The following is a 24,756-nucleotide window of genomic DNA, read 5'->3' on the forward strand; positions in this document are numbered from 1 at the left end:
ACAGGGTACTGCGCGGGGCCGTCAGTCGCGGTCGCCGACCTGCCCGACGAGTTCGACACCCGCCGCATCGAGTTCGGCCAGCGCGGCCTCCACGGTGACGGGGGACACGCCGGCGGTGAAGGGGAGCAGCACCCGCGTGCGGAATCCCTCGGTGGCCGCGTCCAGTGCGGTCGCGCGGACGCAGTGATCGGTCGCGATGCCCACCACGTCCACGGCGTCGATGCCGTGGCGGCGCAGCCAGCCGGCGAGCGACTCACCGCGGGCGGAGACGCCCTCGAAGCCCGAGTACGCGGCGCTGTACTCGCCCTTCGAGAACACCTCCTGCAGCGGCGCGGTCTCGAGCGCCGGATGGAACTGCGCGCCCGGCGTCCCGGCCCGGCAGTGCGGGGGCCATGTGTCGACGAAGTCGGGGTGATCGGAGAAGTGTGGCCCCGGATCGACGTGGTGGTCCCGGGTCGCGACGATCGCCGCGTAGCCCTGGCCGAACAGGTCGTTGACGTCGGTCGCGACGGTGGCGCCGCCGGTGACCGCGAGCGCGCCGCCCTCGCAGAAATCGTTCTGGACGTCGACGACGATCAGTGCCTTCCCGGTCACGCTCGTCCCTCCTCTCACGTCGTGATCGTCGGCTCGGCCGACATGGCGAAACGGGTCGGCACGGCCGGATCGCCGTGCGAGAGCTTGAGCCCCTCCCAGGGCAGGCTCACGAGATTGCTCGCGAGCAGCGCGCGGGCGTTCTCGAGCGTCGGTAGGTCGCCGACCAGGTCGCCGCCGCGCACCATCGGGGTGAGCAGTTCCCGCGCCTCGAGGTCTCCGACCTCCGGGGCCGGCGCGCCGGCGAGGTACAGCACCTCCTCGACGACGGTGCCGGACGGGCGGCTCAGCCGCATCGCCCGCTTGGTGCCGCCCCGCGACTGCTTGTGGCTGCTGCGCTTCTCGACGGGAACGCCGTCGACCTCGACGAGCTTGTAGACCATGCCCGCCGTGGGTGCCCCGGATCCCGTCACGAGCGAGGTCCCGACCCCGTACGCGTCGACCGGTTCGGCGCGCAGAGCCGCGATGGCGTACTCGTCGAGATCACCCGAGACGACGATCCTGGTGCCGGTCGCGCCGAGGCCGTCCAGTTGGTCGCGGACCTGGCGGGCGAGCACACCCAGGTCGCCGGAGTCGATGCGCACGCCGCCGAGCCCGGTGCCCGCCGCGGCCACGGCGTTCTTGACGCCCTGAGTGATGTCGTAGGTGTCGACCAACAGTGTCGTGCCCACCCCCAGCGCGGCGACCTGCGCGCGGAACGCGGCCTCCTCCTGCGGCGCTCCGTCCGCGGTGTGCAGCAGCGTGAAGGCGTGCGCGCTGGTTCCCGCGCCCGGCACGCCGTGACGGCGGACCGCCTCGAGATTGGACGTCGCGTCGAACCCCGCGAGGTACGCCGCGCGGGCGCACGCAACGGCCGACTCCTCGTGCGCGCGCCGCGACCCCATCTCGATCAGCCGACGACCGTCCGCGGCGCTCACCATGCGGGCGGCCGCCGACGCGATCGCGCTGTCGTGGTTGAGGATCGACAACGCCAGGGTCTCGAGTAGGACACATTCGGCGAACGTGCCCCGCACGGACAGGATCGGTGATCCGGGGAAGTACAGCTCGCCCTCGCGGTAGCCGTCGATGTCCCCGGAGAACCGGAAGTCGCGCAGCCAGTCCACGGTGGAGCTGTCGAGGAAGCGCGAGACGATCTCGAGTTCGGGTTCGCCGAAGCGGAAGTGCGCCAATGCGTCCGGGATTCGGCCCATGCCGCCGACGACGCCGTACCGGCGCCCGTCCGGCAGTCGGCGGGCGAAGACCTCGAAGCTGCAGCGGCGGTGCGCCGAGCCGTCGGTGAGGGCCGCCTCGAGCATCGTCAGCTCGTACTGGTCGGTGAAAAGCGCGGTACTCGGACGAAGTCCGGTGCTCTCTGCGGGAACGGTTGCCACGGGCCCAACTTTACGATTCGGGCGCCGGGCGCGGGTGTCGAGTTCCGGAGCCACGCCGTACCCTGGACGCATGGCGCCGTGTTCCACAATGACTTTCCCGACCGCAGTTCCGGTCGGCAAGATGCCCGCCGCAGCGCCCCAGGTCTCTCCTGCCGAGGCGGAAATCGAGGAGATGACCGAGGCCCAGGATCGGCCGTGGGTAACTGTCGTCTGGGACGATCCCGTCAACCTCATGCACTACGTGACGTACATCTTCCAGAAGCTCTTCGGCTACAGCAAAGCCAAGGCGACGGACCTGATGATGCAGGTCCACAAGGAAGGAAAGGCCGTCGTGTCGAGCGGTTCGCGCGACAAGGTCGAGAACGACGTGCGCAAGCTGCACGCGGCCGGCCTGTGGGCGACCATGCAGCGCGACAGCAGCTAGACGATCGAATCCATCCCTCTCGACGGTTAGGAACCCGGGTACAGACGTGCGGACTTGGACCAGGAAGAACTCACTCGGCGGACTGAAACTGCGCTCGGAGATGGACGGCCACGAGGCGGCGGTCCTGCGGTCGCTGGTGACGTCGGTTTCCGGGCTGCTCGAGGAGCGCGCCGCCTCGGCGCCGACGGACGAGCTGGCCGCGCTGACGGGCCTGCGGACCGGCAACAGCGAAACCCCGTCCGACGAGGTTCTCGCCCGCCTGTTGCCCGACTTCCAGCGCGCCGACCCCGACCGGCCCGACGACGATTCCGAGCGCGGCAACGTCAACAGCGCCCTGCGCAGCCTGCACGAGCCGGAGATCATCGACGAGAAGATCGCCGCCGGGTCCGTGGTCCTGCAGACGGTGCCCGCGGAGGGCGGCAAGGTCGTCATCACCCCGGAGCAGGCCGACGCGTGGTTGGCCGCACTCAACGACGTCCGGTTGGCCCTGGGAACGAACATCGGCATCGACGCCGACACTCCGGACGAACTCGAGGAGGGCGACCCGCGGGCCCCGCACCTCGACGTCTACCACTGGTTGACGTGGATGCAGGACTCCCTCGTCCAGGCGCTCCTGTCGTGACGGCGCCCCGGTCCGGGCCGTCGGATTCGCTGTCCGACGTCGCCGGCGTCCTCGTCGGCCACGACCACCTGCTCGATCCCGACGCGACGCTCGGCGCCGGTGCGGCGACCGGATGCACCGTGGTGCTGGTGCCGTCCGGTGCGACCGCGGGCGTCGACGTGCGTGGCGGTGGCCCCGGCACCCGCGAGACCGACCTCCTCGACCCCAGCCACTCGGTGCAGCAGGTGCACGCCGTCCTGCTGACCGGCGGCAGTGCGTACGGCCTCGCCGCCGCCGACGGGGTCATGCGGTGGCTCGAGGAACACGACCACGGGATCCCGATGGGGGCGCCCGGCCAGGTGGTCCCCATCGTGCCCGGCGCGGTGATCTTCGATCTGCCCGTCGGCGACTGGAACGTCCGGCCCACCGCCGAGTTCGGGCATCGTGCGGCGTCGCGCGCGTCGGGCACCGTCGTCACCGGCAGTGTCGGTGCCGGGACCGGAGCCCGCGCGGGCGTCATCAAGGGCGGGGTGGGTTCCGCCAGCACCGTCATCGACGGTGGTCCGGCCGACGGTGTCACCGTCGCCGCGCTCATGGTGGCCAATCCGGTCGGTGCGGTGTGGGATCCCGACACCGGCCTGCCGTGGGGGCTGTCGCTCGCCGACGCCGAACGTCGCGGAATGCGACTGCCGTCGCCCGACGATCTGGCCGCCGCGAACGAGTTGGGGGCCAAGACGACGGTCCTCAACACCACGATCGGCGTCATCGCAACCGACGCGACGCTGTCCAAGGCCGCCTGCCGACGAGTCGCGGTCGCCGGACACGACGGTTTGGCCCGCGCCATCCGTCCCGCGCATTCGCCGCTCGACGGCGACACGATCTTCGCGCTCGCCACCGGCGCCCGTGACGTGCCCGCACCCGACGGTGTCCCGGCGGCCTTCCCGACGGAACTACCGATCCTCGACGCGGTCTGCACGGCCGCCGCCGCATGCGTGCAGTGGGCGATCGTCGACGCGATCCTGTCGGCCACTGCGGTCGCCGGGATCCCGAGCTACCGCGACGTGTTTCCGTCGGCGTTCGGGACTTCCGGCTAGACCGCGCGGTCGTTCGACACCGACCGTCATCGGCGATGGTCGGTACGCTCGGATTCGTGACCGCCGGATCAGAACTGCGCCCCGACCTGCCTCGTGTCCCGCGCCCGCTGTGGCAGCGGGCGGCGATGACCATCGGTGGGTTCGCGATGGTCCTCTACGTCCTCGAGGCCGTCGACACCGTTGCCGGCAATCCGCTGGACCAGTGGGGGATCGAACCGCGCACGCTCGACGGCCTGTGGGGAATCCTGTTCGCGCCGATGCTGCATTTCGGGTGGGGACACCTGTTCGCCAACACGGTGCCGCTGCTGATCCTCGGGTTCCTGGTGCTGATGTCGGGGATCGGTCGCGGTCTCGCCGCGACCGGGATCATCTGGGTGATCGGCGGGGTCGGTACGTGGCTCACCGGCGGCGTCGGTGCGCATCTCGGCGCGTCGGTGCTGGTGTTCGGCTGGCTCACGTACCTGCTGGTGCGGGGGATCTTCACCCGCAGCATCGGACAGATCCTGCTCGGTGTGGTGGTGTTGTTCGTCTACGGCGGCATGCTGTGGGGCGTGTTGCCCGGGCAGTACGGGATCTCGTGGCAGGGGCACCTGTTCGGCGCGATCGGAGGCGTCGTCGCGGCGTGGGTGCTGTCGTCCGACACGCGCAGGCGCCGGACCGCGGTGCCGACGGTCGGCACGTCCGGGATCCAGCTTCCGCGCACCTAGAACCGCCCTCTGATCTGCGGGTCGCTGACTCGGCGATCACATGCTCGACCCGTGCGCCGACGGATCACAATCCGACGGCAGATGTGAGTTCACACAGCCGAAAGTGCCCGAAGCTTTTTGAGAGCGCGGTGGTCGTGGCAGCATGGTTTGCATGCGCATTACGGTCCTGGGATGTTCGGGCAGCGTCTCCGGACCCGACTCGGCTGCTTCGGGCTACCTCGTGACGGCTCCGGGTACCCCGCCGGTGGTCATGGATTTCGGCCCCGGTGTGCTCGGCGCGCTGCAACGATACGCCGACCCAGGTGAGGCCACGATCCTGCTGTCGCACCTGCACGCCGACCACTGCCTCGACATGCCGGGCCTGCTCGTGTGGCGCCGCTACCATCCCAATCCGCCGGCCGGCCGGGCCCTCGTCTACGGCCCCACGGACAGCGCGTGCCGTATCGGCGTCGCGTCGGCCGAGTGCGGCGGTGACCTCGACGACATCTCCGACACCATCGATCTGCGCAGCTGGTCCGACGGCCACGTCGCCGAGATCGGCGAGATCACGGTGGAGGCGCGCCGGGTCAACCACCCCCCGGAGGCGTACGGGTTCCGCGTCACCAGCAAGACCGGCCGGGTCCTCGTCTACACCGGCGACACCGGCATCTGCGAGTCCGTCGTCGAGCTGGCGCGGGGCGCGGACGTGCTGTTGTCGGAGGCGTCGTGGACGCACAGCCCCGACCGTCCCGAGGGCATCCACCTGTCCGGGACCGAGGCCGGGCAGATCGCGACCCGTGCAGGGGTCGGCGAGCTACTGCTCACCCACATTCCGCCGTGGACGTCCCGCGAGGACGTCATCGCCGAGGCCAAGGCCGAGTTCTCCGGACCGGTGCACGCGGTGTCGGCCGGCGACGTCTACACCGTCTGACCGCAACCGGCGCCCCGCCCGCGCACTCCCGCGCGGCGACTAGGCTCTCGGAACGTGACGACACGAGAAGACGGTAGGACCGACGATCAGCTCCGCGAGGTTCGGATCACGCGGGGATTCACCAACCACCCGGCGGGTTCGGTGCTGGTGGAGTTCGGCAACACCCGGGTGATGTGCACCGCGAGCGTCGAGGAGGGCGTGCCGCGCTGGCGCAAGGGTTCGGGGCTGGGCTGGCTCACCGCCGAGTACGCGATGCTCCCGGCCGCCACGCACACCCGCAGCGGCCGCGAATCGGTCAAGGGCAAGGTCGGCGGGCGCACCCAGGAGATCAGCCGCCTCGTCGGTCGTTCGCTGCGCGCGTGCATCGACCTCGCCGCGATCGGTGAGAACACCATCGCGATCGACTGCGACGTGCTGCAGGCCGACGGCGGCACCCGCACCGCGGCCATCACCGGCGCCTACGTCGCGCTGGTGGACGCCGTGACCTACCTGCGCGCAGCCGGGCGTCTGGCGGACCCCCAGCCCATCTCGTGCGCCATCGCCGCCGTCAGCGTCGGTGTCGTCGACGGACGTGTGCGCCTGGACCTGCCCTACGAGGAGGACTCGCGCGCCGAGGTCGACATGAACGTCGTCGCGACCGACACCGGCACCCTCGTCGAGATCCAGGGCACCGGAGAAGGTGCCACGTTCCCGCGGTCGACGCTCGACAAGCTGCTCGACTCGGCGCTCGCCGGCTGCGAGCAGCTGTTCGAGATCCAGCAGGCCGCGCTCGCCGAGCCGTACCCGGGCACGCTGCCGGAGCCGGCCGAGCCGAAGAAGAAGGCGTTCGGCAGTTGAGCGGCAGGATCCTGGTAGCCAGCCGCAACGCAAAGAAGCTCGGTGAGCTGCGGCGCGTGCTCGCCGCCGCCGGTATCGACGGCCTCGAGGTGATCGGCCTCGACGAGGTGCCGGAGTTTCCGGAGACCCCGGAGACCGGCGCGACCTTCGAGGACAACGCGCTCGTCAAGGCCCTCGACGGTGCCGCCGCCACGGGCCTGCCGTGCGTCGCCGACGACTCCGGGCTCGAGGTCGATGCCCTGAACGGCATGCCCGGCGTCCTCTCGGCTCGCTGGAGCGGTGCCCACGGAAACGACGACGCGAACACCGCGCTGCTGCTGGGTCAGCTGTCGGACACGCCGGACGAGCGGCGTGGCGCGGCCTTCGTGTCGGCGTGCGCGCTCGCGATCCCGGGCGCGGGCCCGATCGTGGTACGGGGAGAGTGGCGTGGGCGGATCGTCCGCGAGCCGCGCGGCGACAACGGATTCGGCTACGACCCCGTCTTCGAACCCGATGGTGAGGAGCGGACGTCGGCCGAGTTGTCGCCGCAGGAGAAGGACGCGGCCTCGCACCGCGGACGCGCGCTGGCCCAGCTGGTGCCGGCCCTCGCGCAGCTCGCACGCGGATAGAGACGCACGAAGGGCCCGTCCTGATGAACTGGTCCCCGATTGTTGGACTGGCTAAGTGAAAGCCTAGGCGGCGAGGGCCTGGGCCCGGTATTGCACCGGGCTCAGGCCCTCGAGTCGTGTGGAGATCCGTTCGGTGTTGTACCAGTGGATGTAGTCGTCCAGGGCGGTGGCCAGGGCGTCGATGTCGAGGTATCGGGTGTGGTGGAAGAGTTCTTCTTTGAGGTGGCCGAAGAAGTTCTCCATCACCGCGTTGTCGTAACAGTTCGCCTTGCGGGACATCGATTGTGTCGCACCGGCATCGGCGAGTAGCTGCCGCCATGGCGGGTGCTGATATTGGAATCCCTGATCGGAGTGCACCAGCAGGTTCTTCCCGTCGTCGACGGTCGCGAGGGCCGATCGCAGGGAGCTGTTGGTCAGCTCCAGACTCGGTGACGGCCCGAGCGAGTAGGCGATGATCTGGCGGTCGAACAGAACCATAATCGGCGACAGATACAGCTTCCGGTCACCGACCCGGAACTCGGTCACATCGGTGACCCACTTGCGGTTCGGGGCGTCGGCGGTGAAGTCGCGGTCGAGCAGGTTCGCCGCGATCACGCCGACCCGACCCTGGTAGGAGGTGTATCGGCGCTTGCGGCGGACCCTGCAGACCAGGCCGAGTGTGCGCATCAACGCGAGCACGGTCTTCTTCGCCACCCGCCAACCGGCCCCGACCAGCACCTGGTGGATGCGGCGGTGCCCGTAGCGGCCGCGGCAGTGTCCGAACGCGTCGGTGATCGCGGCCTTCAGCTCGGCGTTCGGGTCCGGGGCGTGCCGGCGCGCCTGCTGGTAGAAGAACGTCGACCGGGCCAGCCCGGCAACGTCGAGGAGCACATCGAGACGGTGCTCGGCCTTGAGGGAGACAACGGCATCGACCCTCACCGTCGTTGCTGCGCCCTCAAGGCCCGCAATTTTCCCAGGTAGGCGACCTGCGCCCGCAGCACCTCGTTCTCCCGGCGCAGCTGTTCGAGCTCGCTGACCTCACCCGGCTCGGCATCGGCCGGCTTCGGAGGACGACCCAGCTGTCTTGGACGCAGCCCGTCCTCGCCTTCGTTGCGGTACGTGCGCGCCCACGTCTCGATCAGTTTCGGCGAGGACAGGTCGAACTCCCTCGCCAGGGCGACTTTCGTTTCGCCCGCAAGGAACCGGCGCACTACCTCGAGTTTGAACTCGAACGAGTACGACCGTCTGTCCGGACGCTTGGCCACCAGCGCTCCTCTGCCTCGAACCCGCCACCGGTCATACAAGCGATCGATCGCCGAGTGGCTCGCACCCAACATCCTCGCGACCGCCTGACCGGCCAAGCCTGACTCGAACAACGCTACCGCTGTGACCCGCTGGTCCTCGGACAGTGAACTCGTCGGCCTCATACAACTGCTCCCCGGAAGTCGGAACTGAATTTCTCAGTCCAACTTCCGGGGAGCAGTTCATGACGGACGGGCCCTTCGTCGTGTGCGGGGTGGGATCAGACTCCGAAGTCGCGCTTCACCTGGACGGTGCGCCAGTGCTCGACGAAGAACGACAGGAACGGGACGGTGCCGGCCAGCAGCGTGCCGATCGTGCGGCTCGCAGGCCAGCGGACCTTCACGGCGAGGTCCATCGTGAGGATCAGGTACACGAAGTACACCCAGCCGTGCACGATCGCGATCCAGGTCGGCAGGTTGTCGACGCCGAAGATGTACTTCGCCACCATCTCGGCGGTGAGCACGAGCAGCCAGATACCGGTCGCGTACGCGAGTACCCGGTAGCGCAGGAGTGCCCCGGCGATCTTCTTCCTGTCGCCCTCCGTGGGCGTCGCCGGCGCGGGCGCGGTGGTCTGCTGTGGGGTGGTCTCGTTCGGGCCGCCGCTCACTTGTCGCTCCTATCGGACTCGCGAGCGGAGAGCCCGGCGAGGTAATCGTTGTACTCGAGCATCTGCCGAGACTCGGGATCATCGACGTCGTCGGACGACGTCCGCGCCTTCGGGCGCTCGGGAAGCAGCCCGTCGGGGACGTCGGTCGGTTCGTCCGCGGCCGCCTGCTCGTCGGCCTCGGCTCCGCCGTCCTCGAGCTGGACGAAGCGGCGGTATGCGTACACGACGAATGCTGCGAACAGCGGCCACTGGAACGCGTAGCCCAGGTTCTGGCCGGTGCCGCCGGCCGCTTCGAATCGCGTCCACTGCCACCAGCCGAGCGCGAGGCATCCGGCGGCCGCGACGATCACCAACACGATCAGCGCGGGGCGTCGTTTTCGAACGGTTCTGGCCACACATCGACGGTACCCGAGGTGGGGAGCCTCCCCGTAGGGGTGCCTGGTGGTACTCGTCACCCGCAGTGCACCTGTCGGCCACCCCGCGCGGGGTCGGTCGGCCCGCATTTCACTCACCCGTCGGCGTCTGGCAGAATGAACCGCTGTTCGTCGCATCCGGTTACGCACCGCGCGACGGTCACAGGAGAGAGGCAAAACCGGACCCGCCACCCTGGCAGGTCGCCGAATTGCACGTGACACGTGTGCACTGGTGTGCGCACTGAAGGAGATACGCAGCAGTGGCTGTCAAGATCAAGCTCACCCGCCTCGGCAAGATCCGCAACCCGCAGTACCGGATCATCGTCGCGGACTCTCGCACCCGCCGCAACGGCCGTGCGATCGAGACCATCGGCAAGTACCACCCCAAGGAAGAGCCCTCGCTGATCGAGATCGATTCCGAGCGCGCTCAGTACTGGCTGGGTGTCGGCGCACAGCCGACCGAGCCGGTCGAGAACCTGCTGAAGATCACCGGTGACTGGCAGAAGTTCAAGGGCCTGCCGGGCACCGAGGGCACCCTGAAGACCAAGGAAGCCAAGCCGTCCAAGCTGGAGCTGTTCCAGGCTGCGCTGGCGCAGGCCGAGAACGAGCCGGTTTCCGAGGCCATCACCCCCAAGAAGAAGAAGGCCGCGAAGGAAGAGGCCGAGGCTCCTGCTGCCGACGCCGAGTCCACCGAGGCTGCCGAGTAATGAGCGCCGTTGTCGCCGATGCCGTGGAGCATCTCGTCCGTGGGATCGTCGCCAACCCCGACGACGTTCGCGTCGAGCTGATCACGGGGCGTCGGGGACGCACCGTCGAGGTGCATGTGCACCCCGACGATCTCGGTAAGGTGATCGGTCGCGGTGGTCGTACCGCGACCGCCCTGCGGACCCTGGTCTCCGGTATCGGGGGCCGTGGGATCCGCGTCGACGTCGTCGACACCGATCAGTAGTACGGCAGTGGAGCTCGTCGTAGGCCGCATCGCCAAGTCGCACGGCATCAAGGGAGAGCTGGTCGTCGAGGTTCGCACTGACGAGCCCGGCGAGCGGTTCGCCGTCGGCGCCGAACTGCGTGGCCGCAAGCCGCGCGAGCAGAAGCTGCGCACATTCACGGTGGAAGCCGCCCGGGAGCATTCCGGGCGGCTTCTGCTGCGCCTTCACGGTGTCGCGGATCGCACCGCTGCGGACGAGTTGCGCGGCACGCTGTTCCTGATCGACACCGCCGAACTGACCCCGTCCGACGATCCGGACGAGTTCTACGATCACGAGCTCGAGGGCCTGGCTGTGCGTATCGCCGCCGGACGACCCGACGCGGGCACGCCGGTGGGCACCGTGATCGAGGTATTGCATTCCGCTGCAGGCGAATTGCTGTCCGTTCGCCCGGAAGGGCAGACGTCGGGCGAACTGTTGATCCCGTTCGTCACGGCAATCGTGCCGACGATCTCGATCGCCGACGGCGTGATCGAGATCGATCCGCCGGAGGGCCTGTTGGACCCCGACTTCGGCGACAGCCGAAACGAGGAGTGACCGAACCGCCGTGCGTCTCGACGTAGTCACGATCTTCCCCGAGTACCTCGAGCCGCTGCGTGCTGCGCTGCTCGGCAAGGCGATCGACAAGGGGCTCATCTCCGTCGGCGTCCACGATCTGCGGCGCTGGACCCACGACGTGCACAAGGCCGTCGACGATTCCCCGTACGGCGGCGGACCCGGCATGGTCATGAAGCCGACCGTGTGGGGCGACGCACTCGACGAGGTGCTCACCGACGACGACGGTGAACCCGATTCCGAGGCCCTGCTCGTCGTCCCCACTCCCGCCGGCGTGCCGTTCACCCAGGCCACCGCGCACCGTTGGGCCGAGGAGAAGCACCTGGTGTTCGCGTGCGGCCGGTACGAGGGCATCGATCAGCGGGTGTTCGACGACGCGTCCCGACGGGTGCGTGTCGAAGAGGTCTCGATCGGCGACTATGTCCTGATCGGTGGCGAGGCCGCGGTTCTCGTGATGGTCGAGGCCGTGGTCCGGCTGCTGCCCGGTGTCCTCGGCAATCAGCAGTCGCACCAAGAGGATTCGTTCTCCGACGGATTGCTCGAGGGTCCCAGCTACACCCGTCCGGTGAGCTGGCGCGGACTCGACGTCCCGCCGGTGCTGCTGTCCGGCGATCACGCGAAGGTCGCGGCCTGGCGTCGGGCGCAGTCGTTGCAGCGCACGGCCGAGCGTCGCCCCGATCTCCTTTCCTGATCGGTTTCTCGAGCCCGCCCGAACATCATTGACCCGCAGCGGTCCCCGCGAGTAGGCATGAACTCGAGGTGACCGGCAATGACTGATGTCGACTATTGCGTCGTGGGGGCCGGATTTGCGGGGTTGACCGCGGCGCTACGCCTGAAACAGGCGGGCCGCTCGATCACGGTGCTCGAGGCGCGCGACCGGATCGGGGGCCGCACCTTCACCGAGACCCGCGACGACGGTGTGTGGATCGATCGCGGCGGGGCGTGGATCGGTCCCGGGCAGGACCGGATCCACGCGTTGATGACCGAATTCGGCGTCCCGAGCTACCGCCAGTACACCGACGGCGACGCGATGATGATGGTGGACGGCAAGAAGTATCGCTACCAGGGCACCATCCCGATGACGATGAGTCCGTGGGCCGTCGCCAATCTGGGGGCGGTGTTCCTCGAACTCGGTGAGCTGTGCAAGTCGATACCGCTGGATGCGCCGTGGGAAGCGAAACGCGCCGCGGAATGGGACCGGATCAGTCTCGCCAAGTGGCTCGACGACAACGTGCTCTCGAAGCCGGCCCACGAACTCCTCGAGATGGCGATCGCCGGCTGCTACACGTCGGCCGCGTCGGAGGTCTCGTTCCTGTTCGTGCTGTACCAGATGGCGTCGGGTGGCGGGCCGTCGTTCGTGCTCGGAGTGAGGGATGCCGCGCAGGACGCCCGCCCGGTGGGCGGCATGGGTGCGATCTATCGGCCGATGGCCGCCGAACTGGGGCGCTCGCTGCACCTGTCGCAGCCCGTGCGCGTGATCGAACAGGACACGGACGGGGTGACGGTCCGCAGCGACCAGGTGACGGTGCGGGCCCGCCGGGCGATCGTCGCGGTGCCGCTGGCGATCGCGGGTCAGATCCGCTACGAGCCGTTGCTGCCGGTAGATCGGACGTTCCTGCACCAGCGGATGCCGAGCGGATCGATTCTCAAGGTCGCGGTCCTCTACGACGAGCCGTTCTGGCGCGCCGACGGGTTGTCGGGGCAGTCCGCGGCGCCGGGTTCGGCGGCCATGGTGACGGTCGACGCGGGCACCGACGCCGCGCGGCCGGGAATCATGTGCGTCATCGTGGAGGGGCCGCAGGCCCGCGCGCTCGGCCGGATGACCCCCGCGGACCGGCGCGGCGCCGTTGTGGCCGCCCTCACCGAGCGGTTCGGACCGCAGGCCGCCGCGCCGGTCGACTACGTCGAGCAGGACTGGACCACCGAGCGGTACTCGGGCGGCGGGATGCTCAGCCACGCCCCGACCGGGGTTCTCACCGAGTTCGGTCCGGCGCTGCGCGCGTCGTGCGGCCGCATCCACTGGGCGGGCACCGAGAGTTCGGCGGTGATGTGCGGGTGGGTCGACGGAGCGGTGCGGTCCGGGGAGCGTGCTGCCCGTGAGGTGATCGCCGCGGAGGATCTCGTCGGGGCGGCGCGCGCCGACTAGTCGATCCGCCTCTGCGGGAACAGGGTTCGGGCCGCGTCGGTGATCGTCTCGCGCGCATGCGCGGCGCTGGCGTCGTCGACGGCGGCGGTCAGCGAGGTGTCCGGGTAGTAGTCGGTGTCCTCATCCCCGTAGTCCAGATCCTCGCGGGACAGCAGCACCAACACGTAGCGGTCGTCGGCGCCGACGATCCCGGTCGACAGGTGGGTCCAGCGATCGTCCAGGCAGCACATCCAGCCCTGCTTTACGGCCTTGACGGTTTCGTCGGGCAGGCCGTCGGGAATGCCGAACCGCTGGTCGTAGCCGTCCGCCGCGGTCGGGTGCGAGTTGCGCAGGTAACCGAGCAACTCGTCGCGGTGCGGGGCGTCGAGCCCGCCGCGGCCGTCGAGCACCGTGGAGTAGTAGCCGACCAGGTCGGCGGCGGTCGTCTCGGTGTTCCACCAGTTGTCGTCGTAGGGCGCCGACGTCGTCGACAGGGCGTATCGGGACGCCACGTCGAGCACGAGATCGGAGGCGCCGTACTCGTTCCACAGTTCGTTCGCGGCGTCGTCGTCGGAGTCCTCGAGCATCCGCGCGACGAGGGTGTGCTCGTCCTCGGACAGTTCCAATTCGTCGGTGGACTCGCGGTAGAGGAGGTCGTCGGCGATGAACAGCTTCGCGACGGATGCGGTCGCGAACGGCTCGGTGTCGGCGAACGAGACGTAACGGTTCTGGTGCCGGTCCAGCAGAGCCAGGGTGAGGTCGGCGCCCCGGTCGGCGGCGTCGGAGACGGCCTTGCCGATCCGGCCCTCGAGGGTGGTCGGGACCGGATCCGAATCGACGGTCGCCGCCTGCACGGTGGCGTGCCGGCTGTCGGGGGTCGCGTCACCCGTCGTCTGCGCCGCGCACGAGGCGAGCACGCCCACCGCGAGGCACACGCCGCCGAGGCGTCGCGCCCGTCCTGCCACCGGTTCCTCCCGCGATCCGTTCGCCGGGCTCATGACCGACGCCTCGGACAGGCTAGCGGTAGGGTCGATCGCCGTGACGACTGCTCTCAAATCCGTGAACCAGCGCATCGCCGAAGAGCTCGACGTACGGGAGGGTCAGGTCGCCGCGGCCGTCGACCTCCTGGACGGCGGCGCCACGGTTCCGTTCATCGCCCGGTACCGCAAGGAGGTCACCGGCGGCCTCGACGACGCGCAGCTGCGCCAGCTCGAGGAGCGGCTGCGCTACCTGCGGGAACTCGACGACAGGCGGGTCGCGATCCTCGAGTCGATCCGCTCCCAGGACAAGCTCGACGCCGCACTCGAGCAGCAGATCATGCTCGCCGACACCAAGGCCCGGCTCGAGGACATCTACCTGCCGTACAAGCCCAAGCGGCGCACCAAGGCGCAGATCGCGCGCGAGGCCGGGCACGAACCGGTGGCCGATGCACTGATCGGTGACCCGACAGTCGATCCCGCCCGGTACGACGGCGAGCAACTCGAGGGTGCCCGCGCGATCCTCGTGGAGCGGTTCGCGGAGGACGCCGACCTCGTCGGTGAGCTGCGCGAGCTGATGTGGACCCGCGGACAGGTGGAGTCGTCGGTCCGCAAGGGCAAGGAGACCGAGGGCGCCAAGTTCGCCGACTACTTCGAGTTCTCCGAGCCGTTCGAGAAGCTGCCCTCGCACCGCATCCTCGCGATGTTCCGCGGCGAGAAGGAGGAGATCCTGTCGCTGACGCTCGCGTCGGATCGCGAGCCGCTCGAGCCGGGGGAGACCAGCCTCTACGAGGGCCGGATCGCGTCCCGCTTCGGGATCGCCGACCGCGGCCGTCCGGCCGACCGCTGGCTGCTCGACACCGTCCGTTGGGCATGGAAGACGAAGATGCTGATCACCCTCGGCATCGACACCCGGATGCGGCTGCGCCAGTCCGCCGAGAAGGACGCCGTCGACGTGTTCGCGGCCAACCTCAAGGACCTGCTGCTGGCGGCGCCGGCCGGCACCCGCGCGACGATGGGCCTGGACCCCGGCTTCCGCACCGGCACCAAGGTCGCGGTCGTCGACGCCACCGGCAAGGTCGTCGCGCACGACACCATCTACCCGCACCAGCCGCACAACAAGTGGGACCAGTCGCTCGCGACCCTGGCCGCGCTCGCCGCCAAGCACGGCGTCGAACTCGTCGCGATCGGCAACGGCACCGCATCGCGTGAGACGGACGCGCTTGCCGCCGAACTGATCTCGAAGTTCCCCGAGGCCGGCCTGACGAAGGTGATGGTCTCCGAGGCGGGCGCGTCGGTGTACTCGGCGTCGGCATACGGGTCGCAGGAGCTGCCAGACCTCGACGTCTCGATCCGGGGCGCGGTGTCGATCGCGCGGCGTCTGCAGGATCCGCTCGCCGAGCTGGTGAAGATCGACCCCAAGTCGATCGGTGTCGGCCAGTACCAGCACGACGTGTCCGAGACGATGCTCGCGCGCTCGCTCGGCGCGGTCGTCGAGGACGCTGTGAACGCGGTCGGCGTGGACGTCAACACCGCGTCGGTGCCGCTGCTGTCGCGGGTGTCGGGCATCGCCGGTTCGCTCGCCGAGAGCATCGTCGCGTTCCGCGACCAGAACGGTCCGTTCCGCAGCCGCAAGGGGCTCAAGGACGTGCCGCGACTCGGGCCGAAGGCGTTCGAGCAGTGCGCCGGCTTCCTACGGATCCCGAACGGTGACGACCCGCTCGACGCGTCCAGCGTGCACCCCGAGGCATACCCCGTGGTGCGCCGGATCGTGCAGTCCTCCGGCTCGGGGGTGGGGGAGTTGGTCGGCAACACCGCCGTCCTGCAGAAGCTGCGGCCGGCCGACTTCGTCGACGAGAAGTTCGGTCTGCCGACCGTCACCGACATCATCGCCGAGCTGGACAAGCCGGGCCGCGACCCGCGCCCGGAGTTCAAGACGGCCACGTTCGCGGCCGGGATCGAGAAGGTCGCGCACCTGAAGCCCGGCATGGTGCTCGAGGGCGTCGTGACCAACGTGGCCGCGTTCGGCGCGTTCGTCGACGTGGGCGTCCACCAGGACGGCCTGGTGCACGTGTCGGCGATGTCGCGCACGTTCGTCAGCGACCCGCGCGAGGTCGTCAAGTCCGGCGACGTCGTGAAGGTCAAAGTGCTCGAGGTCGATGTCGAACGCCAGCGCATCGGGCTGACGTTGCGCCTCGACGACGAGGTCGGTGCCCCGAACGGGCCGCGCGGCGGACAGCGTCAGGGCGGTCAGCGTCCGGGTGGCCAGGGCAACGGCGGTCAGCGTCAGAGTGGTCAGCGGCAGGGCGGGCAGGGTCGCGGTGGCCAGGGCCAGGGCCAGGGCCAGGGCCGGGACCGGCGCGCCGAACAGCGGCCCGCGAGCGGCTCGATGGCCGACGCGCTGCGCAAGGCCGGATTCGGCAAGTAGCGGTGAGACCGAAGGAGCCCCGGGACCGGTGTCCCGGGGCTCCTTCGCGGTCCGGGGATTCAGTAACCGCCGATGCCCTTGCCGATCAGCATCACGCCGATCACCAGCAGCAGGACCGCCATCACCGCGGCGTTGTTGGCGGTCAGCCACGTCTTCAGGTTGTTCAGCCACGAGGTCGCGCGCTCGCGCATGGTGAAGTAGCCGATCACGGGGACGGCCACCGTGCACGCCGCGAGCACCGTGAACACCACTCCCGCGACGACGATCGTGCCGACGGGTGCGCCGAGCTGAGACACTGCGACCGCGGCACCGACGATCATCAACAGGTTCTTCGGGTTGATCGCCGACAGGGCGAAGCCGAGCCCGAGCGCTTTGACGGGTGTCACCTTGTCGATCGCGGCGAGCCACCCCGGCATCGACGGTTCCTCGCCGGGGGCCGGACGTCCCCGCCACTGGTTCACGGCCAGGGCCAGCAACAGGGCGCCGAGGACGATCCGGACGGTCGCGGTCACGGCGTTGCCGTCCGAGTTCGACGACAGGTCCATCGCGCTGCCGATCACCACGAACAGTGCGTACGCAACCGCAATCCCGAGGATCCAGCCCGCGAGGAAGGTTGTCGCGGTGCTTCCGGCGCGAGGTGTGAGCAGCATCAGAATCGTCGCGATGATCGGAATCGGACTGATCGCGACGCCGACGGCGAGGGGGAGCACGTCCCCGATAGCGGTACCCATCCTCGAATGTTGGCAGCGAAGGCCCCGGCGCGGCCCACCCGTTGTGGGTGAATCGCCGGATCCGACTCCGGCTTTCGCGGTACCCGAACAGATGGAAAGCTCATCGTTCATGCAGCCGATCGCGTCAGTGCCCACCGACTCCTCCGGTGCGCCGAAGAACATGGTGTGGGTCCCCGGAGGAACGTTCTGGATGGGATCGGAGGATTTCTACCCGGAGGAGCGTCCGGTCCATCAGGTCAGCGTCGACGGCTTCTGGATGGACACCCACCAGGTGACGGTCGCCGAGTTCAGGCGCTTCGCGAAGGCCACCGGCCATGTGACGACCGCGGAGCTCGCGCCCGATCCGGCCGACTACCCCGATGCCGACCCGGCGCTGCTCGTCCCCGGTTCGCTCGTGTTCACCCCGCCCGACCGACCGGTCTCGCTCGACAACTACCAGCAGTGGTGGTCGTGGGTGCCGGGCGCGGACTGGCGGCATCCGGAAGGCCCCGGCAGCAACGTCGGGGGCCGCGAGCGGCACCCCGTCACACATGTCTCCTACACCGACGCGCTCGCGTACGCGGCGTGGTCGGGCAAGGAACTGGCAACCGAGGCCGAATGGGAGTTCGCGGCGCGCGGCGGACTCGACCGCAAGACATACGTGTGGGGCGACGAGTTCACGCCGGGCGGCAGGCATCAGGCGAACACGTGGCAGGGACAGTTCCCGTGGGAGAACCTGGCGGAGGACGGATTCGTCGGCACGTCGCCGGTCGGCAGTTTCCGGCCCAACGGCTACGGCCTCGACGACATGGCCGGCAACGTGTGGGAGTGGACCACCGACTTCCACACCGTCGACCACAGCGCGTCCGGCAGGAACGTCGCGCCCGCGTCGTCGTGCTGCATTCCGCGCAACCCGCGCGTGGAGGTAGGCGAGGCGCGTGACGGCGAGGTGTACCCACGCCGGGTGATCAAGGGCGGATCGCACCTGTGCGCGCCCAACTACTGCCTGCGCTACCGTCCGGCGGCCCGACAGGGGGAAACCGAGGAGACGTCCACCTGCCACATCGGGTTCCGCTGCATCGTCCGTGGTCGGGTCCCTTCCTGATGCGACACTGGCTCGAACGGGAGATCATCGCCAACGGTCGGCTCCCGCTGCTGTTCTTCCTCCTCGGATTCCTGCTCGCGTTCCTTTTCATCCGGGTCAGCGTCCGGATGATCCGAGCCGAGGTGCGGTGGTGGCCCGGGAACATCACCCCGGGCGGGCAGCACATCCATCACGTCGTGTTCGGGGTGGTGACGATGTTCGCCTCGGGCGTCGCGCTGATCGCGGTGTACGAGAACGCGACGCAGGCGACCGGTGCGGTGATCGCCACGTTCTTCGGGATCGGCGCGGCCCTCGTCCTCGACGAGTTCGCCCTGATCTTCTACCTCAAGGACGTGTACTGGTCCGACCAGGGCCGGGCGTCGGTGGACGCGGTCTTCGTCGCGCTCGCGGTGACCGGGTTGCTGCTGCTCGGATTCCAGCCGCTCGAACTGCTCGATATCACCGAGTGGCGCGAGGATCCGCACGTCGCGGTCCGGGTGACCATCGTGGTTCTCGCGGTCGTCAACCTGGCCCTGGCCGCGATCGTCATCCTCAAGGGCAAGATCTGGACGGGACTCGTCGGGCTGTTCGTGTTCCCGATCCTGTTGGTCGGCGCGATCCGGCTGAGCCGGCCCGGCGCGCCGTGGGCGAGATGGCGATATACGGCGAAGCCCCGCAGGATGCAGCGCGCGATCGAGCGTGAGAAGCGGTTCCGTCGCCCGATGATCCGGGCGAAGATCTATGTGCAGGACCTTGTCGCAGGTAAACCGAGCGTCGAGCATGCGCTGACGGCCACCGAGGCGGAGCTCGAGCGCACCGTGCAACCCGCACCGGCGCCGATTTCCACGCATGGTGCGGCGTCTGGCACAATGGTCGGGTTGCCTGGTGAAGGCGACTCAACTTGATCTGAGCACGAACCAGTCGAGCCACGGCCGCTCGGTTCCTCTGCTCCTGCGAAAAACGCAAGGATGGAACAACCATGAACACCTTGGATTTCCTGGACGCCAAGTCCCTCCGCAACGATATTCCGGAGTTCCGCGCCGGTGACACCCTGAACGTGCACGTCAAGGTCATCGAGGGCTCGAAGGAGCGCGTGCAGGTCTTCAAGGGCGTCGTGATCCGCCGCCAGGGCGGCGGCGTTCGCGAGACCTTCACCGTCCGCAAGATCTCGTTCGGCGTCGGCGTCGAGCGCACCTTCCCGGTCCACAGCCCCAACCTGGCCCAGATCGAGGTCGTCACCCGCGGTGACGTCCGTCGCGCCAAGCTGTACTACCTGCGCGACCTGCGCGGCAAGGCTGCGAAGATCAAGGAAAAGCGCTGAGCTTCGACGCTCTGAGCTACTTCGGTTGGCCCGGCACCGCTTTCACGCGGTGTCGGGCTAATCTGTCTCAGTGGCAGATGCACCGCAGGACCCGGCCGTGACGTCGGACGCGAATGACGGAGACGGCGCCGAAAAGCGCTCGCGTCGGGGCAAGGAGAAGAAGCCCCGCTCGTTCTGGCGCGAGATACCGATCCTCATCCTCGTCGCGTTGGTGCTGAGTTTCCTGTTGCAGACGTTCATCGCGCGGGTGTACCTCATTCCGTCCGAGTCGATGGAACCCACGCTGCACGGCTGCCCCGGCTGCACGGGTGACCGCATCGTCGTCGAGAAGATCAGCTACCGCTTCGGCGACCCGAAGCCCGGGGACGTCATCGTCTTCCGTGGCCCGGATTCGTGGTCGGAGCGGTACGAGTCGACGCGTTCGTCGAACCCCGTGAAACGTGGCGCGCAGGAACTCGGATCCATGGTCGGACTCGTCCCGCCGGACGAGAATGATCTCGTGAAGCGTGTCATCGCCACCGGTGGGCAGAGGGTGGAGTGCTGCGACGACCAGGGCCGTGTCCTGGTCGACGGCAAACCGCTCGACGAGCCGTACATCACCATGGACTTCCCGTTCATCCCGGGCGTGCAGACGTGCGATACCGCGGTGAAGTCGGCCCGCTGCTTCGGTCCCGTCACCGTCCCCGAGGGCAACTTGTGGATGATGGGTGACAACCGCAGTAACTCGGCGGACTCGCGCTACCACGTCTCCGACGAACGCCAAGGCACGATCCCGATCGACAACGTGATCGGCAAGGCGACATTCATCGTGCTGCCGCCGTCACGCTGGGGCAAGATCTCGTCCCCCGACATTCAGCAGCAGTGAGTACCTGGCCACCGAGAACCGTCATTCGCAGAGCATCCGGCTTGCGGACCATGGAGTCTGCACTGGTGCGATGCGGTCTGGGGCCCGTGGCCGGCGTCGACGAGGCCGGACGCGGCGCCTGCGCGGGACCGCTGGTCGTCGCGGCGTGTGTGCTCGGACCCAAGCCGCACGCGGCCCTGGCCGGGCTGGACGATTCGAAGAAGCTCACCGAGAAGGTCCGTGAGGAGCTGTTCCCGGTGATCAAGCGGCTCGCGGTGGCGTGGAGTGTCGTCGAGATCCGCGCCGCCGAGATCGACCGGATCGGGGTCCACGTCGCGAACATCGAGGGGATGCGCCGGGCGGTCGCCGGACTGTCGGTGCCGCCCGGCTACGTCCTCACCGACGGATTCCGGGTGCCGGGTCTGCCGGCGCCGTCGTTGCCGGTGATCGGGGGCGACGCCGCGGCCGCGTGCATCGCGGCGGCGAGCGTTCTCGCGAAGGTCACCCGTGATCGGACGATGGTCGCGATGGACGAGGAACTGCCCGGGTACGGTTTTGCCGGGCACAAGGGTTACAGCACAGCGGTGCACACGGCCGCGCTCCACGAACTGGGGCCGAGCCGTGAGCACCGGATGTCGTACGCGAATGTAGCCGCGGCGAGCCGCGAGTTCGAATCGGCGGGGAGCCACGGATTCGGGGTCCGCGGGGTAGGTGCGGGATGATGAGTATTCACAACAACGCAGGAGGACGTCGAGGCCGATGAGTGCCGAGGATCTCGAGAAGTACGAAACCGAGATGGAACTGTCGCTGTACCGCGAGTACCGGGACATCGTCGGTCAGTTCTCGTACGTCGTGGAGACCGAGCGCCGGTTCTATCTCGCGAACTCCGTGGAGTTGCTGCCGCACAGCGCGGACGGCGAGATCTACTTCGAGGTGCGGATGTCCGACGCCTGGGTGTGGGACATGTACCGGCCTGCTCGCTTCGTGAAGTACGTGCGGGTCATCACGTTCAAGGACGTGAACATCGAGGAGCTGGAGAAGTCCGACCTGCGACTGCCGGACAACGGTCTGGGCTGATCGTTCGAGTTTCCGAGAGCCGCGCATCTTCCGGGGTGCGCGGCTCTCGTGTGTTCGGAGGGTGGTTGTCCACAGCTCCCGACCCATCCACAGGGCAATCTGTTCTCCCTGTTCGGGGTTCCGCCGCGCCGAGGGGTGACGGGCACAGTCTTCGTCACCGGCGGGAGGTTCCGGCCGGGTGAGGGGGAAGCCCGGATGGGACGCAATATCGCGCTGGGCGCGATGGGGGAGGAAATCGCGGCCCGCGTGCTGACGGACGCGGGCCTGCAGATCCTGGACCGGAACTGGCGGTGCCGCCACGGAGAACTGGACGTGGTGGCCGCGGACGGCGACACCGTGGTGTTCGTGGAGGTGAAGACTCGGTCGGGGCTGGGATTCGGGAGTCCGGCGGAGGCGGTGACCTATGCCAAGCAGAGGCGGATCCGGATGTTGGCCCAGCGCTGGCTGTCCGCGTCCGAGAAGCACTGGCCGAATGTGCGATTCGATGTGGTGTCGGTGCTCGTGGCTCGGCATCGGGAGCCCGAGGTCACGCACCTGGTGGCGGTGTTCTGATGGCGCTCGGGCGTGCTCACTCGGTGGCGGTGAGCGGGGTCGACGGGCAGATCGTGGAGATCGAGGCGGACATCGGCCGCGGACTGCCCGGGGTGCATCTGGTGGGGTTGCCGGACACGGCGCTGCAGGAGTCTCGAGATCGGGTGCGGGCGGCGGTCACCAACTCCGGCGAGAAGTGGCCCGAATCGCGGGTGACGCTGGCACTGTCGCCGGCGACGCTTCCGAAGGTGGGCAGCGTCTACGACCTCGCCTTGGCGTGCGCCGTGCTCGACGCCGCCCGGCAGGTTCCGCGGACGCGCCTCGCGAAGACGGTGCTGTTGGGCGAGTTGGCGCTCGACGGCCGGCTGCGCACGGTCCGCGGCGTGCTGCCCGCAGTGTTGGCGGCGAAGAACGCGGGATGGTCGACGGTGGTGGTCCCGGTCCAGGCGCTGGCGGAGGCCGGGTTGGTCGACGGAATCGAGGTTCTGGGCGCCGACCGTCTCACCGCGGTCACGCTGTGGCTGCAGGGCAAGGGGACGTTGTCCGCACCCGCGCCGTTCGACACCGGGGCGTCGTCGTCGCGCGCCGACCTCAGCGAGGTCGTGGGACAGGCGGAGGCGCGGTGGGCGATCGAGGTGGCGGCCGCCGGTGCCCACCACCTGATGCTCACCGGTCCACCCGGCATCGGGAAGACGATGCTCGCGCAGCGGCTACCGGGTGTGCTGCCGGCGCTGACCGAGCCGGAGGCGCTGGAGGTCACGGCGATTCACTCCGTGGCCGGGCTGCTCACGTCGGAGCGCCCGCTCATCACCGAGCCGCCGTTCATCGCGCCGCACCACACGTCTTCGGTGAGCGCGCTGGTGGGCGGTGGCAGCGGGATGGCGCGACCGGGGGCGGTGAGCCGCGCGCACCGAGGAATCCTGTTCCTGGACGAGTGCGCCGAGATGGGAACCAAGGCGCTCGAGGCCCTGCGGACGCCGTTGGAGGACGGGGAGGTTCGCATCGCCAGGCGGGACGGGGTCGCGCGCTACCCGGCGCGGTTCCAGTTGGTGCTCGCCGCGAACCCGTGTCCGTGCGCACCGGCGCGTGAGGTGGACTGCGTGTGCGCGCCCACGGTTCGCCGCCGCTACCTGGGTCGGCTCTCCGGACCGTTGCTGGACCGGGTCGACCTGCGCATCCGGATGAAGGCCGTGGCGACCGGGGCGTTGATGGACGAGGTGGGTGAGACCACCGAGCAGGTGCGCGGTCGGGTGGCCGCCGCCCGGGCCGCGGCCGGCGAACGGTGGCGGTCCTACGAATGGCGGACCAACGCGGAGGTGCCGGGCCCGGCTCTGCGGCAACGGTTCCGGCTGCCGCGAGAGGCGCTCGTGCCGCTCGAGAAGGCGCTGCGCCTGGGCGCCGTCACCGCACGCGGCGCGGACCGTGCGCTGCGGGTGGCGTGGACCCTCGGCGACCTCGCTGGCCTGGACTCACCGGGCCGCGACCAGGTCTCGACGGCGCTCGAGTTCCGGGACCGGGGTGTGGCATGAGTGGGCACGATCCGCGGTTGTCGGCGTGGGCGTATCTGTCGAAGGTGGTGCAGGGGTCGTGTCCACCGCTCGCGGAGTTGGTCTCGGCGGTCGGCCCGGTCGACGCGGCGCGGGCGGTGCGCGAGCGGGATCTGTCGAGCTTCCTGGATCGGCGGACGTCGGCGCGGGCGCACATCGACACGGCGGCCCGGGATCTGGATCTGCTCGCGGCCATGGGCGGTCGTCTGGTGACGCCCGACGACGACGAGTGGCCGCGGTGGCGACTGCTGGCGTTCGACGCACTCGGTGACGGCCGCGACGACGGCGGCCCGCTGGCGCTGTGGGTGCTGGGGGATCGACCGCTCGACGAGCTGGTGGCCCGGTCGGTGGCGGTCGTCGGTACGCGGGCGGCGAGCTCCTACGGCGAGCACGTCACCGCCGAGATCGTCGGCGATCTCGCGGCCGACGGGTGGACGGTGGTGTCGGGGGCGGCGTTCGGGATCGACGCCGCCGCGCATCGGGCGGCGCTGGGCTCGGGTGGTCTCACGGTCGCGGTCCTCGCGTGCGGGGTGGATCGGGCCTATCCCGCCGGGCACGGGCGGTTGCTGCAGCAGATCGCGCGTGACGGCGCGGTGATCAGCGAGTATCCGCCCGGCACGACCCCGGCCCGGTATCGATTCCTGGCCCGGAACCGGTTGGTGGCGGGCCTGTCCGACGGCGTCGTGGTGGTCGAGGCGGGCTGGCGCAGCGGGGCGCGGAACACCGCCACGTGGGGCCGGCGGCTGGGCCGTCCCGTGCTGGCGGTGCCGGGACCGGTGACGTCCGCGGCGTCGACCGGGTGTCACCGGATGATCCGGGAGGGAGAGGCCCGCCTGGTCGCGAGCGCGAAGGACATCGTGGAGGAGGCCGGGCCGATTGGTGTCGATGGTGGCGAGGCTGCCGGCGGCGGGGCGGTGCGCGCTCTCGACGCGCTCACCGGCGATGCGGCCGCGGTGTACGAGGCGCTGCCGGGCAGCGGTACCCGGGGCACCCGCGAGCTGTCGGAGGAGTCGGGGCTACCGGTGGCGCGGGTGCGGGCCCTGCTGCCGGTGCTGGAACTCGACGGATTCGTCGGGTCGGACGAGACGGGCTGGTTCCGGCGGTGACGGGAAGGCGCCGGCCACCGAG

Annotated in this window: 28 protein-coding genes and 2 pseudogenes; 22 read left to right on the forward strand and 8 right to left on the reverse strand. The window is 69.4% G+C overall.

The window, feature by feature from the left end; all coding sequences use genetic code 11:
• Positions 1-21: 21 nt before the first annotated feature.
• Together DEU38_RS07130 and DEU38_RS07135 are read right to left on the reverse strand one after the other, a co-directional pair.
• Complete coding sequence (locus DEU38_RS07130; RefSeq protein WP_114719497.1) at positions 22-594, reverse strand: isochorismatase family protein; 573 nt, start codon at positions 592-594, stop codon at positions 22-24.
• A gap of 14 nt (positions 595-608) precedes the next feature.
• A complete protein-coding gene (locus tag DEU38_RS07135; RefSeq protein WP_114719499.1) occupies positions 609-2,033 on the reverse strand; it encodes a nicotinate phosphoribosyltransferase in 1,425 nt (474 codons plus the stop codon).
• On the opposite strand from DEU38_RS07135, the gene clpS reads away from it, so the two are divergent.
• The 7 genes from clpS to rdgB all read left to right on the forward strand — a co-directional run bounded on the left by clpS (position 2,032) and on the right by rdgB (position 7,142).
• Positions 2,032-2,385, forward strand: coding sequence for an ATP-dependent Clp protease adapter ClpS (clpS, locus tag DEU38_RS07140; RefSeq protein WP_114719501.1), 354 nt, complete (start codon positions 2,032-2,034; stop codon positions 2,383-2,385). The two genes, DEU38_RS07135 and clpS, sit on opposite strands and share 2 nt — an antisense overlap.
• A 46-nt stretch (positions 2,386-2,431) precedes the next feature.
• Positions 2,432-3,007 carry a DUF2017 domain-containing protein gene (locus DEU38_RS07145; protein WP_114719503.1) on the forward strand — a complete coding sequence of 192 codons (576 nt, stop codon included), beginning with the start codon at positions 2,432-2,434 and terminating at the stop codon, positions 3,005-3,007.
• Complete coding sequence (locus DEU38_RS07150; RefSeq protein WP_114719505.1) at positions 3,004-4,080, forward strand: P1 family peptidase; 1,077 nt, start codon at positions 3,004-3,006, stop codon at positions 4,078-4,080. Before DEU38_RS07145 ends, DEU38_RS07150 begins: the two co-directional genes overlap by 4 nt.
• A gap of 125 nt (positions 4,081-4,205) precedes the next feature.
• The gene (locus DEU38_RS07155) at positions 4,206-4,787 is read left to right on the forward strand and encodes a rhomboid family intramembrane serine protease (protein WP_258557741.1); all 582 of its coding nucleotides are present in this window, start codon (positions 4,206-4,208) and stop codon (positions 4,785-4,787) included.
• Positions 4,788-4,938: 151 nt separating this feature from the next.
• Positions 4,939-5,697 carry a cyclic nucleotide-degrading phosphodiesterase gene (locus DEU38_RS07160; protein WP_174909551.1) on the forward strand — a complete coding sequence of 253 codons (759 nt, stop codon included), beginning with the start codon at positions 4,939-4,941 and terminating at the stop codon, positions 5,695-5,697.
• 54 nt (positions 5,698-5,751) lie between these two features.
• On the forward strand, positions 5,752-6,534 hold the full coding sequence (gene rph / locus DEU38_RS07165; RefSeq protein WP_114719511.1) for a ribonuclease PH: 783 nt from the start codon (positions 5,752-5,754) through the stop codon (positions 6,532-6,534).
• A complete protein-coding gene (gene rdgB / locus DEU38_RS07170; protein WP_114719513.1) occupies positions 6,531-7,142 on the forward strand; it encodes an RdgB/HAM1 family non-canonical purine NTP pyrophosphatase in 612 nt (203 codons plus the stop codon). Before rph ends, rdgB begins: the two co-directional genes overlap by 4 nt.
• Before the next feature lie 63 nt (positions 7,143-7,205).
• Here the strand turns inward: rdgB and DEU38_RS29040 are convergent.
• The 4 genes and pseudogenes from DEU38_RS29040 to DEU38_RS07185 form a co-directional block, all read right to left on the reverse strand.
• Positions 7,206-8,451: pseudogene (locus DEU38_RS29040) on the reverse strand (IS3 family transposase).
• Positions 8,452-8,458: 7 nt separating this feature from the next.
• Positions 8,459-8,548: pseudogene (locus DEU38_RS29775) on the reverse strand (hypothetical protein); the annotation flags it as partial.
• A 95-nt stretch (positions 8,549-8,643) separates the two neighbouring features.
• Entirely contained in the window at positions 8,644-9,030 is a 387-nt protein-coding gene (locus DEU38_RS07180; RefSeq protein ID WP_114719515.1) for a DUF3817 domain-containing protein, read from the reverse strand.
• Positions 9,027-9,425: a transcriptional regulator gene (locus tag DEU38_RS07185; protein ID WP_114719517.1), complete on the reverse strand. Its 399-nt coding sequence runs from the start codon at positions 9,423-9,425 to the stop codon at positions 9,027-9,029. Before DEU38_RS07185 ends, DEU38_RS07180 begins: the two co-directional genes overlap by 4 nt.
• Positions 9,426-9,703: 278 nt before the next feature.
• Here DEU38_RS07185 and rpsP point away from each other — a divergent pair, with 278 nt between their 5' ends.
• From rpsP to DEU38_RS07210, 5 genes are all read left to right on the forward strand, one after another.
• Complete coding sequence (gene rpsP / locus DEU38_RS07190) at positions 9,704-10,150, forward strand: 30S ribosomal protein S16 (RefSeq protein ID WP_114719518.1); 447 nt, start codon at positions 9,704-9,706, stop codon at positions 10,148-10,150.
• Positions 10,150-10,392, forward strand: coding sequence for an RNA-binding protein (locus DEU38_RS07195; protein WP_003939023.1), 243 nt, complete (start codon positions 10,150-10,152; stop codon positions 10,390-10,392). The genes rpsP and DEU38_RS07195 overlap by 1 nt, the downstream gene beginning before the upstream one ends.
• A gap of 7 nt (positions 10,393-10,399) precedes the next feature.
• A complete protein-coding gene (gene rimM, locus DEU38_RS07200) occupies positions 10,400-10,966 on the forward strand; it encodes a ribosome maturation factor RimM (protein ID WP_114719520.1) in 567 nt (188 codons plus the stop codon).
• A gap of 10 nt (positions 10,967-10,976) precedes the next feature.
• Entirely contained in the window at positions 10,977-11,675 is a 699-nt protein-coding gene (gene trmD, locus DEU38_RS07205; protein ID WP_114719522.1) for a tRNA (guanosine(37)-N1)-methyltransferase TrmD, read from the forward strand.
• Between the two features lie 78 nt (positions 11,676-11,753).
• On the forward strand, positions 11,754-13,130 hold the full coding sequence (locus tag DEU38_RS07210; protein ID WP_114719524.1) for an FAD-dependent oxidoreductase: 1,377 nt from the start codon (positions 11,754-11,756) through the stop codon (positions 13,128-13,130).
• Here DEU38_RS07210 and DEU38_RS07215 read toward each other — a convergent pair.
• A complete protein-coding gene (locus DEU38_RS07215; RefSeq protein ID WP_114719526.1) occupies positions 13,127-14,107 on the reverse strand; it encodes a serine hydrolase in 981 nt (326 codons plus the stop codon). The two genes, DEU38_RS07210 and DEU38_RS07215, sit on opposite strands and share 4 nt — an antisense overlap.
• 40 nt (positions 14,108-14,147) lie before the next feature.
• Between DEU38_RS07215 and DEU38_RS07220 the strand changes: the two genes are divergently transcribed.
• Positions 14,148-16,514: a Tex family protein gene (locus DEU38_RS07220; RefSeq protein WP_114719528.1), complete on the forward strand. Its 2,367-nt coding sequence runs from the start codon at positions 14,148-14,150 to the stop codon at positions 16,512-16,514.
• A 59-nt stretch (positions 16,515-16,573) separates the two neighbouring features.
• Here the strand turns inward: DEU38_RS07220 and DEU38_RS07225 are convergent, their stop codons facing one another.
• Positions 16,574-17,245, reverse strand: a complete 672-nt coding sequence (locus DEU38_RS07225; protein ID WP_114719530.1) for a GAP family protein — start codon at positions 17,243-17,245, stop codon at positions 16,574-16,576.
• A gap of 109 nt (positions 17,246-17,354) precedes the next feature.
• On the opposite strand from DEU38_RS07225, the gene DEU38_RS07230 reads away from it, so the two are divergent.
• The 9 genes from DEU38_RS07230 to dprA all read left to right on the forward strand — a co-directional run bounded on the left by DEU38_RS07230 (position 17,355) and on the right by dprA (position 24,734).
• On the forward strand, positions 17,355-18,329 hold the full coding sequence (locus DEU38_RS07230) for a formylglycine-generating enzyme family protein (RefSeq protein ID WP_114719990.1): 975 nt from the start codon (positions 17,355-17,357) through the stop codon (positions 18,327-18,329).
• Entirely contained in the window at positions 18,329-19,213 is an 885-nt protein-coding gene (locus DEU38_RS07235; protein ID WP_114719532.1) for a hypothetical protein, read from the forward strand. The genes DEU38_RS07230 and DEU38_RS07235 overlap by 1 nt, the downstream gene beginning before the upstream one ends.
• A 74-nt stretch (positions 19,214-19,287) precedes the next feature.
• The gene (gene rplS, locus DEU38_RS07240; protein ID WP_031939962.1) at positions 19,288-19,629 is read left to right on the forward strand and encodes a 50S ribosomal protein L19; all 342 of its coding nucleotides are present in this window, start codon (positions 19,288-19,290) and stop codon (positions 19,627-19,629) included.
• Positions 19,630-19,726: 97 nt separating this feature from the next.
• On the forward strand, positions 19,727-20,494 hold the full coding sequence (lepB, locus tag DEU38_RS07245; protein WP_181818705.1) for a signal peptidase I: 768 nt from the start codon (positions 19,727-19,729) through the stop codon (positions 20,492-20,494).
• Positions 20,491-21,195 (forward strand): ribonuclease HII, encoded by a 705-nt coding sequence (locus DEU38_RS07250; RefSeq protein WP_114719536.1) that lies wholly within the window; start codon positions 20,491-20,493, stop codon positions 21,193-21,195. The genes lepB and DEU38_RS07250 overlap by 4 nt, the downstream gene beginning before the upstream one ends.
• 37 nt (positions 21,196-21,232) lie before the next feature.
• Positions 21,233-21,550 (forward strand): DUF2469 domain-containing protein, encoded by a 318-nt coding sequence (locus DEU38_RS07255; protein WP_005513927.1) that lies wholly within the window; start codon positions 21,233-21,235, stop codon positions 21,548-21,550.
• A 195-nt stretch (positions 21,551-21,745) separates the two neighbouring features.
• Complete coding sequence (locus DEU38_RS07260; RefSeq protein WP_114719538.1) at positions 21,746-22,102, forward strand: YraN family protein; 357 nt, start codon at positions 21,746-21,748, stop codon at positions 22,100-22,102.
• Positions 22,102-23,610, forward strand: a complete 1,509-nt coding sequence (locus DEU38_RS07265) for a YifB family Mg chelatase-like AAA ATPase (protein ID WP_114719540.1) — start codon at positions 22,102-22,104, stop codon at positions 23,608-23,610. The genes DEU38_RS07260 and DEU38_RS07265 overlap by 1 nt, the downstream gene beginning before the upstream one ends.
• On the forward strand, positions 23,607-24,734 hold the full coding sequence (gene dprA, locus DEU38_RS07270) for a DNA-processing protein DprA (protein ID WP_114719542.1): 1,128 nt from the start codon (positions 23,607-23,609) through the stop codon (positions 24,732-24,734). Before DEU38_RS07265 ends, dprA begins: the two co-directional genes overlap by 4 nt.
• The last annotated feature ends 22 nt before the right edge of the window (positions 24,735-24,756 follow it).

This window comes from Rhodococcus sp. AG1013 (assembly GCF_003350365.1).
Classification (GTDB): domain Bacteria; phylum Actinomycetota; class Actinomycetes; order Mycobacteriales; family Mycobacteriaceae; genus Prescottella.